The organism is Vibrio sp. YIC-376 (assembly GCF_052353105.1).
Lineage (GTDB): Bacteria > Pseudomonadota > Gammaproteobacteria > Enterobacterales > Vibrionaceae > Vibrio.
The window spans coordinates 262,353-279,878 of record NZ_JBBWFK010000004.1; the positions used below are offsets into that span (position 1 = coordinate 262,353).

General features: G+C 45.8%; 16 protein-coding genes. 13 read left to right on the forward strand and 3 right to left on the reverse strand.

All coding sequences use genetic code 11. From position 1 onward, the window contains the following. The first annotated feature begins 282 nt into the window (after positions 1–282). The 13 genes from flgB (at position 283) to WJM94_RS10330 (ending at position 14,508) form a co-directional block, all read left to right on the forward strand. Positions 283–678, forward strand: a complete 396-nt coding sequence (gene flgB / locus WJM94_RS10270; RefSeq protein ID WP_444494130.1) for a flagellar basal body rod protein FlgB — start codon at positions 283–285, stop codon at positions 676–678. A 5-nt stretch (positions 679–683) separates the two neighbouring features. Then, complete coding sequence (gene flgC / locus WJM94_RS10275) at positions 684–1,097, forward strand: flagellar basal body rod protein FlgC (protein WP_444494131.1); 414 nt, start codon at positions 684–686, stop codon at positions 1,095–1,097. A 17-nt stretch (positions 1,098–1,114) separates the two neighbouring features. Next, on the forward strand, positions 1,115–1,822 hold the full coding sequence (gene flgD, locus WJM94_RS10280) for a flagellar hook assembly protein FlgD (RefSeq protein ID WP_444494132.1): 708 nt from the start codon (positions 1,115–1,117) through the stop codon (positions 1,820–1,822). Between the two features lie 31 nt (positions 1,823–1,853). Next, positions 1,854–3,188: a flagellar hook protein FlgE gene (flgE, locus tag WJM94_RS10285; protein WP_444494133.1), complete on the forward strand. Its 1,335-nt coding sequence runs from the start codon at positions 1,854–1,856 to the stop codon at positions 3,186–3,188. A 287-nt stretch (positions 3,189–3,475) separates the two neighbouring features. Next, positions 3,476–4,225 carry a flagellar basal body rod protein FlgF gene (locus WJM94_RS10290; RefSeq protein ID WP_444494134.1) on the forward strand — a complete coding sequence of 250 codons (750 nt, stop codon included), beginning with the start codon at positions 3,476–3,478 and terminating at the stop codon, positions 4,223–4,225. Positions 4,226–4,243: 18 nt separating this feature from the next. Continuing rightward, entirely contained in the window at positions 4,244–5,032 is a 789-nt protein-coding gene (gene flgG / locus WJM94_RS10295; protein WP_444494135.1) for a flagellar basal-body rod protein FlgG, read from the forward strand. 30 nt (positions 5,033–5,062) lie between these two features. Beyond that, positions 5,063–5,842 (forward strand): flagellar basal body L-ring protein FlgH, encoded by a 780-nt coding sequence (gene flgH / locus WJM94_RS10300; protein WP_444494230.1) that lies wholly within the window; start codon positions 5,063–5,065, stop codon positions 5,840–5,842. A gap of 42 nt (positions 5,843–5,884) precedes the next feature. Further along, positions 5,885–6,976 (forward strand): flagellar basal body P-ring protein FlgI, encoded by a 1,092-nt coding sequence (locus WJM94_RS10305; RefSeq protein WP_444494136.1) that lies wholly within the window; start codon positions 5,885–5,887, stop codon positions 6,974–6,976. Positions 6,977–6,993: 17 nt separating this feature from the next. Beyond that, a complete protein-coding gene (flgJ, locus tag WJM94_RS10310) occupies positions 6,994–7,938 on the forward strand; it encodes a flagellar assembly peptidoglycan hydrolase FlgJ (protein WP_444494137.1) in 945 nt (314 codons plus the stop codon). A 164-nt stretch (positions 7,939–8,102) separates the two neighbouring features. Next, on the forward strand, positions 8,103–10,043 hold the full coding sequence (gene flgK / locus WJM94_RS10315; protein ID WP_444494138.1) for a flagellar hook-associated protein FlgK: 1,941 nt from the start codon (positions 8,103–8,105) through the stop codon (positions 10,041–10,043). A gap of 13 nt (positions 10,044–10,056) precedes the next feature. Next, positions 10,057–11,250 carry a flagellar hook-associated protein FlgL gene (gene flgL, locus WJM94_RS10320; protein WP_444494139.1) on the forward strand — a complete coding sequence of 398 codons (1,194 nt, stop codon included), beginning with the start codon at positions 10,057–10,059 and terminating at the stop codon, positions 11,248–11,250. Positions 11,251–11,671: 421 nt separating this feature from the next. Beyond that, complete coding sequence (locus WJM94_RS10325; protein WP_444494140.1) at positions 11,672–12,826, forward strand: flagellin; 1,155 nt, start codon at positions 11,672–11,674, stop codon at positions 12,824–12,826. Between the two features lie 548 nt (positions 12,827–13,374). Further along, the gene (locus WJM94_RS10330) at positions 13,375–14,508 is read left to right on the forward strand and encodes a flagellin (protein WP_444494141.1); all 1,134 of its coding nucleotides are present in this window, start codon (positions 13,375–13,377) and stop codon (positions 14,506–14,508) included. 175 nt (positions 14,509–14,683) lie between these two features. On the opposite strand, the gene crr is transcribed toward WJM94_RS10330, so the two are convergent. The 3 genes from crr to WJM94_RS10345 all read right to left on the reverse strand — a co-directional run bounded on the left by crr (position 14,684) and on the right by WJM94_RS10345 (position 17,437). After that, positions 14,684–15,193 (reverse strand): PTS glucose transporter subunit IIA, encoded by a 510-nt coding sequence (gene crr, locus WJM94_RS10335; RefSeq protein WP_248331168.1) that lies wholly within the window; start codon positions 15,191–15,193, stop codon positions 14,684–14,686. 121 nt (positions 15,194–15,314) lie between these two features. Next, entirely contained in the window at positions 15,315–17,039 is a 1,725-nt protein-coding gene (gene ptsI / locus WJM94_RS10340) for a phosphoenolpyruvate-protein phosphotransferase PtsI (protein ID WP_444494142.1), read from the reverse strand. 140 nt (positions 17,040–17,179) lie between these two features. After that, positions 17,180–17,437 (reverse strand): HPr family phosphocarrier protein, encoded by a 258-nt coding sequence (locus tag WJM94_RS10345; RefSeq protein WP_258458068.1) that lies wholly within the window; start codon positions 17,435–17,437, stop codon positions 17,180–17,182. Positions 17,438–17,526: the final 89 nt, after the last annotated feature.

Genomic DNA, 17,526 nt, shown 5'->3' on the forward strand with positions numbered 1-17,526 from the left:
TGGAATACAGGTTACAGAATACAGAAGCGTTTGACATTGCGGTTAGGTGGTTGAAAAATAATCCGTAATCCGTAATCCGTAATCCGTAATCCGTAATCCGTAATCCGTAATCCTAAGAAGCAAATAAAGTATTTAGGTTTATCGCTTAATTCCCAACGGACTCTTCTAGGACCTAGGATCTAGGATCTAGGATCTTATAACCTAGGCCCTTTCCTCCCTAATTGGCATACTAATTGCTTTTCAGTTATTTATACCGGTCAGTTCTTAATTGTAGAGGCAAACATGGCTATATCTTTTGACAATGCACTAGGCATCCACCAACACACGGTGGGCGTACGTGAGCGCAATGCTGAGGTGATTTCCTCCAACATCGCGCAAGCCAACACGCCTGGTTACAAAGCAAGAGGTTTAGACTTTGCGAAGGAACTACAAGCGGCAACCTCTGGGGCAAGCATTAGTCTTAGCCGAACAGATGGTCGGCATATTCCTGCCACTACAACCTTGATAGGGGACAAGCTGTATCGTCTTCCTACACAACCTGATACGGGCGATGGCAACACGGTTGATGTGGATTTAGAGCGTAATCTGTTTATGCAAAACCAAATCAGACATCAGGCATCACTCGACTTTCTAGGCGGTAAATTCAAGAACTTAACCAAGGCTATCAAAGGGGAATAATTTAGATGAGCTTATTTAACGTTTTCAATGTGACAGGTTCTGCAATGAGCGCTGAGTCTGTTCGTCTGAATACTACCTCAAGCAATTTGGCGAACGCGGACAGTGTCAGCAGCTCTGCAAAAGACACCTATAAAGCGCGTCATGCTGTATTTGGTGCTGAGTTAGGTAACGCCATGCGTGGCGGTAATACGGTGCCGGTGAAAGTATTGGGGATTGTAGAAAGCGATAAACCGCTCAATGCGGAGTACAACCCTGATCATCCCCTTGCAAACGAAGAAGGCTATATCTACAAGCCGAACGTTAATGTAATGGAAGAAATGGCGAATATGATTTCGGCTTCTCGCGCATACCAAACCAATGTGCAAGTGGCTGATGCTAGTAAACAAATGCTGCTGCGTACGCTGCAGATGGGTCAATAAGGATAAGGAGGTAGCGTATGGCCGGATTTAATAACGTTGGTCAAAGCGGCTTGTCCTATATCGACCAGCTTAAGAGTCTTCAAGAGAACAAGAAAGCGGAAGAGAACACAGGTAAGCAGGACCTTAAACAGGAAGACTTCTTATCTTTGCTCACCAAGCAATTGTCTCAGCAGGACCCTTTTAAGCCGGTCAGCAATGACCAGATGATTGCGCAAATGGCGTCATTTGCGACCGTAGATGGTATTGGCAAGATGAACACTCAGTTTGAGAGTCTTAACTCGTCAATGACATCGAATCAGGCATTACAAGCTTCCTCTTTGGTTGGGCGTGATGTTCTGGTTCCTGGTGCGGCGGGTGTGAAGCAGGATGATGCTCCAATGGCGGCAATGGTTAAGCTTTCGCAATCTATCGACAATTTATTTGTTCGTGTAGAAGACGAAGCTGGCCAATTGGTTCGTACTTTTGAGGTAGGCTCGAAACCAGCCGGCGACACACGCGTACTTTGGGACGGTAATGATGAAAGCGGAAATCCATTGCCTGCGGGTAAATACAAAGTAAAAGCGTCTGGCTTAGTTGATGGGAAGTCGCAAGAGTTCCCGGTATCCACTTATGCCAACGTAAACAGTGTATTACTTGGTAAGGGCGACGGAAACGTATTACTCAATCTGGCTGGTTTTGAATCACCAGTTCGACTTGCAGAAGTGTTGGAAGTCGGCAAAGCGTAGTTCATAGCACGCGAGATCAGGAGACTTTGGAATGTCATATGTATCTTTAAGCGGTTTGTCCGCCGCTCAACTGGATTTAAACACGACCAGTAACAACATTGCGAACGCCAACACGTACGGCTTTAAAGAGTCTCGTGCGGAGTTTGCTGATGTGTACTCTAATTCTTTGTTTACAAACGCAAAAACCACGCCGGGTGGTGGTGCTCAAGCGAGTCAGGTGGCGCAACAGTTCCACGAAGGCTCAAGTATTTACACCAACAACCCGATGGATTTACGGATATCTGGCACAGGTTTCTTCGCCGTGGCGAAAGATCGTCTTATCCCACAGCAAAATGAGATGACACGTAACGGTGCTTTCCATTTGAACAGAGACAATTACATGGTAACGGCAAACGACGAGTTTCTGCTTGGTTATCAGGTAAACCCAGAGTCTGGTGAAGTGTCATCCTACGAGCCACAGCCAATCAATATTCCAGCCGAATTTGGTAAGCCAAAGCAAACGGCGAACATTGAAGTGGGCGTAAACTTACCTGCGAACGGTGACTTGAAAGATCCAACTCAATTTGATTTTTCCGATCCAGATACCTATAACCGTTCAACGTCTTCGACCATCTATGACTCAATGGGTCAGTCTTACAAATTAACCACTTACTACCTGAAAGATCAGACTCAGCCGAACACCTGGAACTCGTACTATACGGTAACAGACAAAGACGGTGAAAAGCCGCTCAACATTGCTCAAGGTGATGCGACAACAGCATCAGGCCACGTTGGTCATACCATGAAGTTCAACAACGATGGTACTTTGGCTAGCTTGAATGGTGGTAACCCAATAACGTCTGTCGCGTTAGGTGGTACAGCCGGTGAAGGTGGTGAAGCTGCAGGAGCAAATGCGGGAATCAACCTCAACGGTGCCGATCCAATGCAAACACTGAACTTCGGCTTAGATTCTGCAACTCAGTTTGCGGCTCCATTTGAGCTGACTAAGTTCGATGAAGATGGCGCAACAACGGGTTTCTTAACTAAAGTTGACTTCGATGAAAACGGCAGCGTTTTGGGTACTTACTCAAACGGTGAGAACATCACTTTAGGCCGAGTCGCTCTGGTTCGTGTTCCTAATGAGCAAGGTCTGGATAAAAAAGGTGGCACTCAATGGGATTCAACCCAGTTCTCGGGTGATAAAATCTGGGGTGAGTCAAATAAAGGCTCTTTCGGTACTCTTAACAATGGTGTGCTGGAGCAGTCAAACATCGATATGACACAGGAGCTGGTGGATCTGATCTCTGCTCAGCGTAACTTCCAGGCAAACTCACGTTCGCTAGAAGTGCATAACCAGCTACAGCAAAATATCCTGCAGATTCGATAACCTGCGTGACCAAGTAGAGCTTTTTTGCCTGATTACTTGGTCACCTTACGATATTCATTAAATGCTTAGCCCAAAAATTCCTCACTTTGGGCAAACATTCTTTGATCGCTTTGTTGCCGCTGTTGCCGCTAAGAGGATCCAAACCTTGCCTCTTTCCTAGTTTAGGCTCTAAAAATTTCTTCTTACCCCCCTTATTTTCTCATTAAGATGCTGAATATTAATGTTATTTCTTTATGGCATAACTATTGCTTTTATTCTCTGGTACAGAGGATATTTGGGAGTAATTTATGGATCGCGCACTGTTTCTCGCAATGAGTGGCGCCAAGCAAAACATGCAGGCTCTGCAATTGCGTGCCAACAACCTGGCCAACGTAAGCACCACGGGGTTTCGAGCAGATTTAGCTCAAGCTCGTTCAATGCAAGCGTATGGTGAAGGACACCCTTCACGTGTATTTAGCATGACAGAGCGTCCGGGACATAACTTTGCTCAAGGCAGTGTGATTACTACAGGACGAGATCTGGATGTAACCATTGAAGGCAGCGGCTGGATTTCTGTATTGGATCACACCGGCAAAGAAGGGTTAACGCGCAATGGTAACCTAAAAGTGGATCAGAACGGTTTACTGACCAACGCGAGTGGTCACGTCGTACTGGGCGAAAACGACGCGCCAATTACCCTGCCAGTTCCCCTCTCAAAAATCGAAATCGGTCGTGACGGCTCCATCTCTGTACTTCCTCAAGGCGCACCAGCAGAAGAATTGCAAGTAGTTGATCGCATCAAGTTGGTCGGTACTGACGATCGAAGCTTATTTAAAGACACCAATGGTCTATTTCGCCATAAAACTCCAAACCAGCCTTACGAAGCAGACGCATCTATCAGTATCCAAACCGGAGCTATTGAAGGTAGTAACGTCAATGCCGTAGGTGAAATGACGGCACTAATTGACCTCCAGCGTCAGTTTGAAATGCAAGTCAAGATGATGAGCACCGCTGAAGAGATGGATAAGTCTTCAGATTCGCTGCTTCGTATGAGTTAACAGAGTTAGAGGTTCACAATGCATCCAGCACTATGGGTTAGTAAAACCGGTTTAGACGCCCAACAAACCAACATCGCAACGATTTCAAACAACCTGGCGAACGCCTCGACGGTCGGCTACAAAAAAAGCCGTGCCGTATTTGAAGATTTGTTCTACCAGAACATTAATCAGCCGGGTGGCCAGTCTTCGCAGAACACAGAATTACCAAGTGGTTTGATGCTGGGTGCAGGTTCTAAGGTCGTTGCGACACAAAAAGTGCATACGCACGGTAATGCTCAAACCACTACTAACGCGCTCGACATGATGGTCGAGGGTGACGGCTTCTTTCAGGTGACCTTGCCGGATGGCAACATCGGTTACACCCGCAATGGTCAGTTTACGCTGAACGGTGAAGGTACGCTGGTGACTTCAGGTTCTGGTTATCCGGTAGAGCCTGAAATTGTGATTCCTGACGACGCAATTTCAATCACTGTCGGTACTGACGGTGAAGTTTCTGTACGTGTTCGTGGTCAGCAAGATAACCAGGTTGTCGGTCAGTTGACCATTACCGATTTCGTCAACCCTGGAGGCTTAGAGCCTATCGGTCAAAACCTCTACTTACCGACGGGTGCAAGCGGTGACCCGCAAGAAGGTGTTCCGGGTTTGGATGGATTGGGTGAGATTCGCCAATCCATGCTGGAAGCGTCGAATGTGAACGTGACGGAAGAGCTGGTCAACATGATCGAAGCACAGCGCGTTTATGAAATGAACTCTAAAGTGATTTCATCCGTTGACAAGATGATGAGCTTTGTTAACCAGCAGCTGTAACGGCTAAGCTCAGGAATTGAGGAACTTATGATTAAACGTATTTGCTTGTTTGCGCTTATCAGCACCATGTCTGGATGTGCCATGTTAGATCCGATTGAAGCGGATGAAGTTTCTCAGGCAACGACGGTTGTCGACGCTGTTGAAGGCGATAAATCAAAAGAAGAAAGCAGCGGCATTGTGGATACATTACGCGGCAGAACCGATCCGCTAGCGGGCGATCCTGCATGGGCTCCAATTCATCCAAAGCAGAAACCAGAACATTATGCAGCGGCAACAGGATCTCTTTTCAGCCCTGAGCACATTACCGACCTCTATGATGACTCTAAACCGCGAGGTGTTGGCGACATCATCACGGTTACGCTGGATGAAACCACGCGAGCAACTAAGAGTGCAAATGCAGATTTGTCGAAAAGCAATGATTCAACCATGGATCCTTTATCTGTTGGTGGGCAAGAGCTGCAACTGGGTGGTCAATACAACTTTTCCTATGACTTAAGCAGCAACAACTCGTTTACGGGTGACGCTTCCGCTAACCAGAGCAACAGTATCAGTGGTTACATTACCGTTGAAGTAATTGAAGTTCTGGCGAACGGCAATCTTGTCATTCGTGGAGAGAAGTGGATGACACTTAATACCGGCGATGAGTACATTCGTCTGAGCGGCACAATCCGCCCGGATGACATCAACTTCGACAATACGATTGCTTCAAACCGTGTATCGAACGCCCGAATTCAGTATTCAGGAACTGGGTTTCAGCAAGATATGCAAGAGCCGGGCTTTTTGGCACGATTCTTTAATGTAGCGCTTTAAGACGCCACATAACGGCAATTAGACTGCAAGAGATAAGTAAGCATGAAAAGAATCCTTTTATTCCTGATGAGTGTTGCCCTGTTTTCAACCGCAGCCCAAGCCGCACGTATCAAAGACGTCGCGCAAGTGGCAGGTGTACGTAGCAACCAACTCGTGGGTTATGGCTTAGTTTCAGGCTTACCAGGCTCTGGTGAATCCAACCCGTTTACTGAGCAAAGTTTCGCGGCCATGCTGCAAAACTTCGGCATTCAACTGCCGCCGGGCACCAAGCCAAAAATCAAAAATGTTGCCGCTGTAATGGTAACGGCCACGTTGCCGCCTTTTTCCAAGCCGGGTCAGCAAGTAGATGTCACAATCTCATCCATTGGTAGTGCGAAGAGCTTGCGTGGTGGTACCTTGCTACAAACGTTTCTAAAAGGTTTGGATGGTCAGGTTTATGCCGTCGCGCAAGGCAATCTGGTTGTCAGTGGCTTTAGTGCCGAAGGTGCCGATGGTTCAAAGATTGTCGGTAATAACCCGACGGTCGGCATTATCTCCAGTGGTGCGACGGTAGAACGTGAGATCCCAAACCCGTTTGGTCGCGGTGATTACATCACATTCAACCTGCTTGAATCTGATTTTACTACCGCGCAACGCATGGCAGATGCCGTTAACAACTTCCTTGGTCCACAAATGGCCAGTGCGGTAGATGCAACGTCGGTACGCGTGCGTGCGCCACGTGATGTAAGTCAGCGTGTGGCGTTTCTATCAGCCATTGAAAATCTGGAGTTCGATCCGGCCGATGGAGCAGCAAAAATCATCGTAAATTCCCGTACGGGCACTATCGTTGTCGGCAAGCATGTGCGTCTTAAGCCAGCGGCGGTGACACATGGCGGTATGACCGTTGCAATTAAAGAAAACCTTAGCGTAAGCCAGCCGAATGCTTTCTCAGGCGGTCAGACTGTTGTGGTACCAGATTCTGATATTGAAGTGAATGAAGAGCAGGGCAAGATGTTCAAATTTGAGCCGGGTTTGACACTGGATGATCTGGTTCGCGCAGTCAATGAAGTGGGCGCTGCGCCTTCAGACTTGATGGCTATATTGCAGGCGTTAAAACAGGCTGGTGCGATTGAAGGCCAGTTGATCATCATTTAAGGCGTTAGGAGGCGGCAATGATTAATAATCCTAACGATATAGGCTTTATTCACGACATCAGTTCTCTCGATACTTTGCGTCAGAAAGCGGTAAAAGAGGGTAAAGATGGTGAACATGAGGCGTTGCGTGCGGCAGCGCGACAGTTCGAGTCTATTTTTACTTCTATGATGCTCAAGTCGATGCGTGAAGCGAATGAAGGTTTCGAGTCGAATTTCATGAACAGCCAGAACGAAAAATTTTACCGTCAGATGCTGGATGAACAGATGGCGAGTGAACTGAGCGCTTCGGGCTCAATGGGGCTGGCAGATATGATTGTGGCTCAGTTGACTGCAGGGCAGGGCGACGATAAGAGTGAAACGACAGTGCGTGAAGCGGCAAACAGTGCCGCAGAATATCGCCGTGTTGATCCGCAAAAAGCGCGTGATATCGAGCAGCGTCTGATGGAATCTGGTGAGCTATCTCATCCAAACAGTACTGTCTCTAACATTCAAGCTCCGACTCGATTTGATTCTCCGGAATCGTTTGTTAACTCAATGAAGCCATATGCAGAAAAGGCGGCCAAAGCATTAGGGATTGAACCATCACTGCTTCTTGCTCAAGCAGCGTTAGAGACAGGCTGGGGACAAAAAGTAGTTAAGAATGCGCGTGGCAGCAGCAACAATCTGTTTAACATCAAAGCTGATCGCAGTTGGCAGGGAGATAAAGTCACCACTCAAACATTAGAGTTTCATGACAATACGCCGGTGAAAGAGACGGCGACGTTCCGTTCATACTCAAGCTATCAAGACAGCTTCAACGATTACGTTCGTTTCTTAAACGACAACCCTCGTTACGAGACGGCACTGCAACAGCGTGGCGATTCTGAATCGTTCATTCGTGGAATTCATCGTGCTGGTTATGCGACGGATCCAGAATACGCGGATAAAGTTCTGCAAGTACAACAGAAAATCGAAAGCATGTAGAGCTCACGAGCATCTACTGCACCTAATGCATCATCGAGGCTTGCCATTGTGCAAGCCTTTCTTTTATCGACAGTTCCTATTCACCTTTATGCTTGGCATACCTTTTGCTTTTGTTTGTCCAGGTGATCGGTTTTTACCGGTTTTTTTCGTTTTTGGGGGCATGTATGGCGTCAGATCTTCTGAATGTAGGTACTCAAAGTGTGCTTACCGCTCAGAGACAGTTAAATACCACTGGTCATAACATTTCTAATGTTAATACAGAGGGTTACAGTCGTCAGTCGGTAATACAAGGTACTAACGATCCGCGCCAGTTTGGTGGAGCTACCTACGGAATGGGCGTGCATGTGGAAAATGTTCGCCGCTCTTGGGATCAGTTTGCCGTTAATGAACTCAACTTGTCATCGACCAACAATGCCAACAAAACGGATACCCAAGATAACCTCGACATGCTGTCTGGTATGCTGAGTTCTGTTGCCTCCAAGAAGATTCCTGAAAACCTCAATGAGTGGTTCGATGCGGTTAAGACTATGGCCGATACCCCGAATGATTTAGGAGCGCGAAAAGTGGTCTTAGAGAAGGCAAAAATCTTTTCTGACACATTGAACGACTTCCATGAAACGGTGCGCTTACAGTCTGAAGTGACCAACAAAAAATTGGACATGGGCATTGAACGCATTAACCAGCTTGCGTTGGAGATCCGTGATATTCACCGTTTAATGATGCGCACGCCCGGTCCTCATAATGATCTGATGGATCAGCATGAAAAGCTGATTACGGAACTGTCTGAATACACCAAAGTGACCGTTACCCCACGCAAAAATGCAGAAGGTTTTAACGTCCATATCGGCAATGGCCATACCTTGGTGTCCGGCACAGAGGCCAGTCAGTTAAAAATGATTGATGGCTACCCTGATGTTCACCAGCGACGCTTAGCCATGGTGGAAGGGGATGGTATTAAGGCGATTAAATCGGATGATATCGACGGCAAAATTGGTGCGATGTTAGATATGCGTGACCAGCACATTCCACAATTACTGGATGAGATGGGCAGACTGGCCACAGGTTTTTCTCACAAAGTGAATCAGTTGCAATCCCAAGGGCTGGACCTAAACGGCAAAATTGGCAAAGACATATTCACCGATGTGAACTCAGACTTGGTCGCAAAATCGCGCGTATCAGCCGCTCCTGATTCACAGGCTGATGTGGCCGTCTATGTGGATGATATCTCGGCTCTCAAAGGTGGAGAATACGCGCTGCGCTATGATGGTGACCGATATAGCGTGACGACCCCGAAAGGCGAACAGATTCAACTGGCTATCGAACAGTCGGATTCATTTTTTGTGCTTGATGGTATGAAAGTGCAGATTGGCGAAGGCCTTGCCGCTGGAGAACGAGTACTGTTGCGTCCTACCCGTAGTGGTGCCTCCATCATTAAAATGGAAACCAACGACGCTAAAGCAATTGCGGCACAAAGCTATGAAGCATCCACAACCTTTGCTCAAGGCAGCGCAAAATTCAAGATTCATCAAGCCGGTGACGTCAAAGAGTTTGAGGTTACGGTGCAGCCAGCTGACGAAAAGCACGACAAAGCGTGGTTAAAGATTACTGATAACAAAGGAAATCTGCTGTCAGACAAATATTCTTACCCTTTGGACAAAGACAATCCAATCATCGAAATCTCAGTGCCTCAGAACCATCCGCTGTATAAAAATGGCAATGTAACGTCCTTTGAGCTGAGTGAAGGGGCGTTGCTGAACGACAAATTTACTGCCAACTTGGTGCCGTCAGAAGGTGGCAACGGTAACTTGAGAAAAATGCAGCAGTTACAGACCAACAAAATGATGGATGGCAAGTCGAGCACTTTGATTGATGTATACCACAATCTGAATACGGAAGTGGGATTGAAATCGGCAACGGCTAACCGCTTAGCGTCCGTCGCGAGTCTGGAGCACGAAGCTGCAAAAGAGCGTGTGGCATCCATTTCGGGTGTCAATTTAGATGAAGAAGCTGCCAATATGATGAAATTTCAGCAGGCTTACATGGCGTCGTCACGCGTAATGCAGGCAGCGAATGACACCTTCAACACCATTTTACAACTGAGGTAAGGAGAGGAGATAAGTGTTAACCCGAATTTCTAGTTTCCACAACTATCAGTCCGTACAAAATGACTTGCGCCGCCAAGAGAACAAGATTCATCACAACCAGGAGCAACTTGCCTCTGGTAAGAAGCTGCTTAAGCCAAGTGATGATCCACTGGCAACGCATTACATCCAGAACATTGGTCAGCAGCAAGAACAGTTACAACAGTACCTGAGCTCTATCGTCTTAGTACGTAACCGCTTAGAAAACCAAGAAGTGAGCATTGCGAACGCAGAGAGCTTCACTGATGAATCAAAACGTCTCACGATGGAGATGATTAATGGTGCGTTTTCGGTAGAAGACAGGCAAGCCAAAAAGCGTGAATTAGAAGAAATCGCGAATAACTTCTTCAACTTGGTCAATGTGCAAGATGAGACCGGGAACCATGTGTTTGCGGGCACGAAACCGAAAAACCAGCCTTTTTATCGAGATCAAGATGACAGTGTGAAGTACGTTGGTGACGATTATCAGCGCAAGATGAAAGTCTCCAATATGCTTGAAATGCCAATGAATGATCCGGGCAGCAAGCTGTTCATGGAAATCCCTAACCCGTTTGGTGATTACCAACCAGACTACGACTTACAAAATGGCTCTGAACTGTTGCTGGGTCAAGCTACCAATAGTGATAGTGATGATATGGCGTCGTACCGCGTGACATTTGTCGATATGAATAACGGCAAATTTGGTTACCAGTTAGAGCGCAACGGCAGAGTGGTAGACGCAGATGAATTTTCCCCGGAACAAGGCATTGAGTACAACGGGTTAACAGTGCATGTAAAAGGGCAGATAACGCCTGGGGACAGCATTGGAATTGAGAAGCGCGAGTCTTTCAGTATTTTCGATACCTTTAAACAAGCCATGTCATGGTCGGACAAATCAGTATCAGATTCATCCGCAACGGCGAAGCTACATCAAATGACCGAAGAGTTTCAGGCGGCATTCATTCATCTGAATAAGGCGCGCACAGAAACCGGTGCAAGGTTAAGTACACTCGATATCCAAGAACAAAATCACGAAGATTTTAATCTGTCATTGGCGAAGGCAAAGAGTAATTTTGAAGACTTGGATTACTCTAAGGCCGTCATTGAATTCAGCGAGAACTCACGTGCGCTGCAAGCTTCACAACAAGCTTTTGGTAAAACCAAAGATCTGACGTTGTTTAATTATATTTAGATTCAATACGCTAATCTGAACCTGAATCGGTTAGCGAGATTTTAATGCCTTATGTGCCAAGCCTTAAGTGCGATAAATCCCCAAATTCAGTTCGGTTCTCGAAGCGGCATACTGTTACCGAAAGCGGCAACGATGTTGATGGCAACGTGAGCGGCAAAAATCGGTACGGTGAAGATTGGTTTTATCATATTGTATGTCCTTATTTTAATATAACTCATTGTTTACAAGGGAATTGTAATCATGCTCCTAAGTGAACTTTAAGTTGGCATACAAATTGTATTGAGATTTTCAGAACAGATTTTTTAATTTCTAACCCTGTATTCAGGCAGGTTTAGTGAGTCATTCTTACGGTCAGTGCCTATCCAAATGAGAGTAAAGCTGGCCGCTTCGCAAGAGCTTGCGAACTCAAAAGGAGAGCAAAATGGCTGTAACAGTTAGTACTAACGTCTCAGCGATGACCGCACAGCGTTATCTAAACAAAGCGACTGACGAGTTAAATACTTCGATGGAGCGCCTGTCATCAGGTCATAAGATTAACAGTGCGAAGGACGACGCGGCTGGTCTGCAGATCTCTAACCGTCTGACCGCACAATCTCGTGGTCTGGATGTTGCTATGCGCAACGCGAACGATGGTATCTCGATTGCACAAACGGCTGAAGGCGCGATGAACGAAGCAACGTCAGTGATGCAGCGTATGCGTGACCTGGCGATTCAGTCATCAAACGGTACCAACTCTCCGGCAGAGCGTCAGGCTATTAACGAAGAGTCTTCTGCGTTGATTGATGAGCTAAACCGTATTGCTGAAACGACGTCATTTGGTGGCCGTCGCTTACTTAACGGTTCATTCGGTGAAGCGGCATTCCAGATCGGCGCAAGCTCTGGTGAAGCCATGATCATGGGACTCACCAGTATCCGTGCTGATGATACACGCATGGGTGGTGTAAGCTTTTTCTCTGAAATCGGCAAAGACAAAGACTGGGAAGTCGATCCTACTAAAGCAGATTTACATATGACCCTGCCAGGCATGGGCAAGGATGAAGACGGCAATGTTGATGATCTGGAAATTAGCATTAACGCCAAAGCAGGCGATGATATTGAAGAGCTCGCGACGTATATTAATGGCCAGTCAGATATGATCAACGCGTCAGTCAGTGAAGATGGTAAGTTACAGATTTTCGTTGCTCATCCAAACGTTCAAGGCGATATTTCTATCTCTGGTGGACTTGCGTCTGAACTTGGCCTAAGTGATGAGCCAGTGAGAACATCAGTGCAAGATATTGATATGACGTCGGTTAAGGGATCTCAGAATGCGATTTCTGTATTGGACTCTGCGCTGAAATATGTCGACTCGCAGCGTGCTGATCTTGGTGCTAAGCAGAACCGTCTGAGCCACAGCATCAACAACTTGGCGAATATTCAGGAAAATGTAGACGCATCGAACAGCCGAATTAAAGATACGGACTTTGCTAAAGAAACGACGCAAATGACTAAAGCACAAATTTTGCAACAGGCAGGTACTTCAATTCTTGCTCAAGCGAAACAGTTGCCAAACTCTGCCATGTCACTATTGCAGTAGTTTATACCCAAACGACTTCAATATGCAGGGTTGTTTGGGTATAGAGCCTGTATTCACATTATCCAGACGTGGATACGAATACGGGATTGTGGCAAGCAACTTCATAACAGAATGAGCGGCTCTCTCATCTCTCACCTGCCAATCATTTTCAATGTAAAGTTGCACCCGGTATGCCGGAAATGTGTTCATTTCTCTTAATCTCCACATAGGCTCTGGCGACCAACCTAGCCCCAGTTCTCTCAAAGGAAAGGGGCTTTTTCTTTTTTTAATCTTAATAGTTTCCAGTTCTCACGCTTCTAACTCTTTACTTTTCAGCTTTTTTACTGGTTATCGTTGCGAATGCTCCCTCGGCATGATCGGCATAAACTTGAGTACTTTTTCCTTTTTTTCTTTGATTCTTTTAGCTAAATCTCGCTAAGTGACTTTTTTCAATTTTTCTCTAAAGCTTCTGAATTTTATGTCGTTAATAAAAGTAACTTTGAGAGAACTACTTGGTTTTCCGAGACGTCGGAAACCGCAATATCGGAAAATCAATTGGAGAAATCACCATGGCAGTGAATGTAAATACAAACGTATCAGCGATGACCGCTCAGCGTTACCTAAACAACGCAAACTCAGCGCAACAAACGTCAATGGAGCGTTTGTCTTCGGGCTTTAAGATCAACAGCGCAAAAGATGACGCTGCAGGCCTGCAAATCTCGAACCGTTTGAATGTACAAAGTCGTGGTTTGGATGTGGCTGTTCGTAACGCGAACGATGGTATCTCGATTGCACAAACTGCTGAAGGTGCGATGAATGAGACTACTAACATTTTGCAGCGTATGCGTGATTTGTCACTTCAATCGGCAAACGGCTCTAACTCAAAAGCAGAGCGTGTAGCAATTCAGGAAGAAGTGACTGCGTTGAATGATGAGCTGAACCGTATTGCGGAAACCACATCGTTTGGTGGTAATAAGCTTCTTAACGGCACGCACGGCGCAAAATCGTTCCAGATCGGCGCGGACAACGGTGAAGCAGTCATGCTAGAGCTAAAAGACATGCGTTCTGATAATAAAATGATGGGCGGAGTTAGCTACCAGACTGAAAACAGCAAAGGAAAAGACTGGAGTGTATCTGCGGATAAGTCAGACCTGACAATCAGCCTGACAGACAGCTTTGGTCAAGAGCAAGAAATCGCGATTAACGCAAAAGCAGGCGACGATATCGAAGAGTTGGCGACTTACATTAACGGCCAAACTGGCCTGATCAAAGCGTCTGTAGACGAAGATGGCAAGCTACAAATCTTTGCTGGTAACAATAACGTTGACGGTGAAGTGTCATTCTCAGGAGGTCTGTCGAGTGAACTGGGCTTTGGTGATAGCAAGGCAGTCACTGTAGATACTATCGACGTAACATCCGTAGGTGGCGCACAGGAGTCTGTTGGGATCCTTGATGCCGCTCTGAAGTACGTAGACAGCCACCGTGCAGAACTGGGTGCTTTCCAGAACCGCTTCAACCATGCAATCAACAACCTGGACAACATTAACGAGAACGTGAACGCGTCGAAGAGCCGTATTAAAGATACTGACTTCGCGAAAGAAACGACTGCAATGACGAAGTCACAAATTCTATCGCAGGCGTCAAGTTCAATCCTTGCGCAAGCAAAACAGGCACCAAACTCAGCGTTAAGCTTATTGGGGTAATTTCCCAAAAGATTAATCTGACAGAATGACAACAAGATAAAAGCCAGACTTAGTTCTGGTTTTTTGTTGGCTCGAATGCCATGTCTTTAGCTTTTATTTCGCTTTGGGGTCGATAAATTTTAGGTAATAAAAAACGCTGCGATGGCAGCGTTTTTTGCGTTTAATTAAGTAAAAATTACTTAGTTACACGTAGAACTGGAGTTTCACCAACAACTACAGAACCAGAAAGCTTGTTAAGCTCTTTGATTTCGTCCATGTTAGAGATAACAACTGGAGTTAGCGTTGATTTCGCTTTCTCTTCTAGAAGAGCTAGATCGAATTCAATGATAGTGTCGCCAGCTTTAACCGATTGACCTTCTTCAGCGATACGCGTGAAGCCTTCGCCTTTAAGTTCAACTGTATCGATACCGAAGTGAACGAAAAGCTCAACGCCGTCGTCTGATTCGATAGAGAATGCGTGGTTAGTCTCGAAGATCTTACCGATAGTACCGTTTACAGGAGCTACCATTTTGTTGCCTGCTGGCTTGATAGCAATACCGTCACCAACGATTTTCTCAGCGAAAACAACATCTGGCACGTCTTCGATGTTTACGATCTCACCTGAAAGTGGTGCGATAATTTCGATTGCACCAGCATCAGCGCTGTCATCAGATACAAGCTTCTTAAGTTTGTCAAACAGACCCATTGTGTCATGCTCCTAAGGTTTGGTTTTATTCTGTCGAATTATAGTATACCAATATAGTTCATTAGACGACTTTTTTCGCCGTCTAATGGCCATTAGGTGTTGAATTACTTGGTACTAGCGATTATTTAGTTTTCTCTGCAATGAACTTTTCTACCACAGCTTCAATCTCAGCTGCAGTTGGTAGAGAAAGTGCTTCTTCAGCCATTGCTTTCACTTCTGCGAAGTTAGAGTTACGGATAACTTTCTTCACTTTAGGGATAGAGATACCGCTCATAGAGAACTCATCCAGACCCATACCTAGAAGTAATAGTGTTGCACGCTCATCGCCTGCAAGCTCACCACACATACCAGTCCATTTACCTTCAGCGTGAGAAGCATCAATAACTTGTTTGATAACAGTAAGCACTGCTGGTGATAGTGGGTTGTAAAGGTGAGAAATCATCTCGTTACCACGGTCAACGGCTAGCGTGTACTGAGTCAGGTCATTCGTACCGATAGAGAAGAAAGATACTTCCTTCGCTAAGTGGTGCGCGATTGCTGCTGCTGCTGGAGTTTCAACCATTACACCGATTTCGATGCTTTCGTCGAATGCATGACCTTCAGCGCGAAGTTCTGCTTTGTACTCTTCGATTGCTTTCTTAAGCTCACGGATTTCTTCAACAGAGATGATCATTGGGAACATGATACGTAGTTTGCCGTGCGCTGACGCACGTAGGATGCCACGTAGCTGGTCACGAAGAATCTCACGACGATCCAAGCTGATACGTACTGCACGCCAGCCCAGGAACGGGTTCATCTCTTTTGGAAGATCCATGTATGGTAGATCTTTATCGCCGCCGATATCCATAGTGCGGATGATTACAGCTTGATCTTCCATTGCTTCTGCAACTTCTTTATAAGCTTGGTATTGCTCATCTTCAGTTGGTAGAGCGCTACGGTCCATAAATAGGAATTCAGTACGGTACAGACCAACACCTTCACCACCGTTACGGATGATACCGTCACAGTCTTTAACTGTACCGATGTTACCGCAAACTTCGACGCGGTGACCGTCAATAGTCTCTGCATGTAGGTCTTTTAGCTTAGCTAGCTCTTCTTTTTCAGCTTTGAATGCAGCTTTAACTGCTTTCGCTTCTTCTAGCTCAGCTTCAGATGGGTTCACAACGATCTTGTTGTTCATCGCGTCAAGAATCAGCATGTCACCATTCTTAACGCGCGATGTGATGTCGTTAGTACCAACGATAGCTGGTAGCTCAAGTGAGCGAGCCATGATTGAAGTGTGTGACGTACGGCCACCGATGTCACATGCGAAACCAAGAACGTAGTCAAGGTTGATCTGTGCAGTTTCTGATGGAGTCAAGTCGTAAGCAACCAAGATTACTTCTTCATTGATGTCGCTTAGCGATACAATGTTGATACCTAGTGCGTTTTTCACGAAGCGAGAACCGATATCACGGATGTCAGTTGCACGTTCTTTTAGGTATTCATCGTCTAGTGACTCAAGAGCAGTTGCTTGCTCTTCGATAACTGTGTGGATAGCGTGATCCGCAGTCATTTTGTCGTTTTTGATAAGTGCTAGGATTTCTTCTTCTAGCTCTTCATCTTCAAGAAGCATGATGTGACCTTCAAAGATCGCTTCTTTTTCTTCACCAAACGTTTCAAGCGCTTTTTGCTTGATTGTTTCTAGTTGAGCGGAAGATTTTTCACGAGCGTCAAAGAAACGCTGAACTTCAGCTTCTACTTGATCATCAGAAATAGTGTTTGTGTTTAGGACAATTTCATCTTCTTGAAGTAGTAGTGCTTTACCGATTGCAATACCAGGAGATGCTAGGATGCCTGAAATCATAGCCTTACCTTAAGTTTGGTCAACTTTATAAAACGGGAGAATAATGGGTGCGCTAACGAATAGTTTTAGCTTAGTTTTGAGCCTATTTCCAACAAAGCCATTTTGTTTTCACAAAATGGCTTTTGGAGTAGAAGACTTTCTTAGTGTAGTTGGTCCATTAGAGCAACTAGGTGTTCAACTGCTTGCTGGGCTTGTGGGCCTTCAGCAGAGATAGTTACCTGAGTACCTTTTACTAGGCCAAGTGTTTGTAGTTTGAATAGGCTCTTCGCGCTAGCGCTTTTACCATTAGAAGTCACAGTGATGTCTGCGTCGAATGCTTTTGCTTCTTTAACAAACTGTGCAGCTGGACGAGTGTGAAGACCGTTTTCTGCTGTGATTTCTACTTGCTTCTCGTACATGTGATATACCCCAATAAATGTATTTTTTTGTTAGTAGTGACTAGATTTAGCTTAACTGCTTTATAACTTGTGCGCTAGCACGGGAGAGT

Bases quoted from the DNA above. Each gene is read 5' to 3' on its own strand.
- flgB (WP_444494130.1), top strand. From the start codon at position 283: ATGGCTATATCTTTTGACAATGCACTAGGCATCCACCAACACACGGTG.
- flgC (WP_444494131.1), top strand. From the start codon at position 684: ATGAGCTTATTTAACGTTTTCAATGTGACAGGTTCTGCAATGAGCGCT.
- flgD (WP_444494132.1), top strand. From the start codon at position 1,115: ATGGCCGGATTTAATAACGTTGGTCAAAGCGGCTTGTCCTATATCGAC.
- flgE (WP_444494133.1), top strand. From the start codon at position 1,854: ATGTCATATGTATCTTTAAGCGGTTTGTCCGCCGCTCAACTGGATTTA.
- WJM94_RS10290 (WP_444494134.1), top strand. From the start codon at position 3,476: ATGGATCGCGCACTGTTTCTCGCAATGAGTGGCGCCAAGCAAAACATG.
- flgG (WP_444494135.1), top strand. From the start codon at position 4,244: ATGCATCCAGCACTATGGGTTAGTAAAACCGGTTTAGACGCCCAACAA.
- WJM94_RS10305 (WP_444494136.1), top strand. From the start codon at position 5,885: ATGAAAAGAATCCTTTTATTCCTGATGAGTGTTGCCCTGTTTTCAACC.
- flgJ (WP_444494137.1), top strand. From the start codon at position 6,994: ATGATTAATAATCCTAACGATATAGGCTTTATTCACGACATCAGTTCT.
- flgK (WP_444494138.1), top strand. From the start codon at position 8,103: ATGGCGTCAGATCTTCTGAATGTAGGTACTCAAAGTGTGCTTACCGCT.
- WJM94_RS10325 (WP_444494140.1), top strand. From the start codon at position 11,672: ATGGCTGTAACAGTTAGTACTAACGTCTCAGCGATGACCGCACAGCGT.
- WJM94_RS10330 (WP_444494141.1), top strand. From the start codon at position 13,375: ATGGCAGTGAATGTAAATACAAACGTATCAGCGATGACCGCTCAGCGT.
- crr (WP_248331168.1), bottom strand. From the start codon at position 15,193: ATGGGTCTGTTTGACAAACTTAAGAAGCTTGTATCTGATGACAGCGCT.
- ptsI (WP_444494142.1), bottom strand. From the start codon at position 17,039: ATGATTTCAGGCATCCTAGCATCTCCTGGTATTGCAATCGGTAAAGCA.
- WJM94_RS10345 (WP_258458068.1), bottom strand. From the start codon at position 17,437: ATGTACGAGAAGCAAGTAGAAATCACAGCAGAAAACGGTCTTCACACT.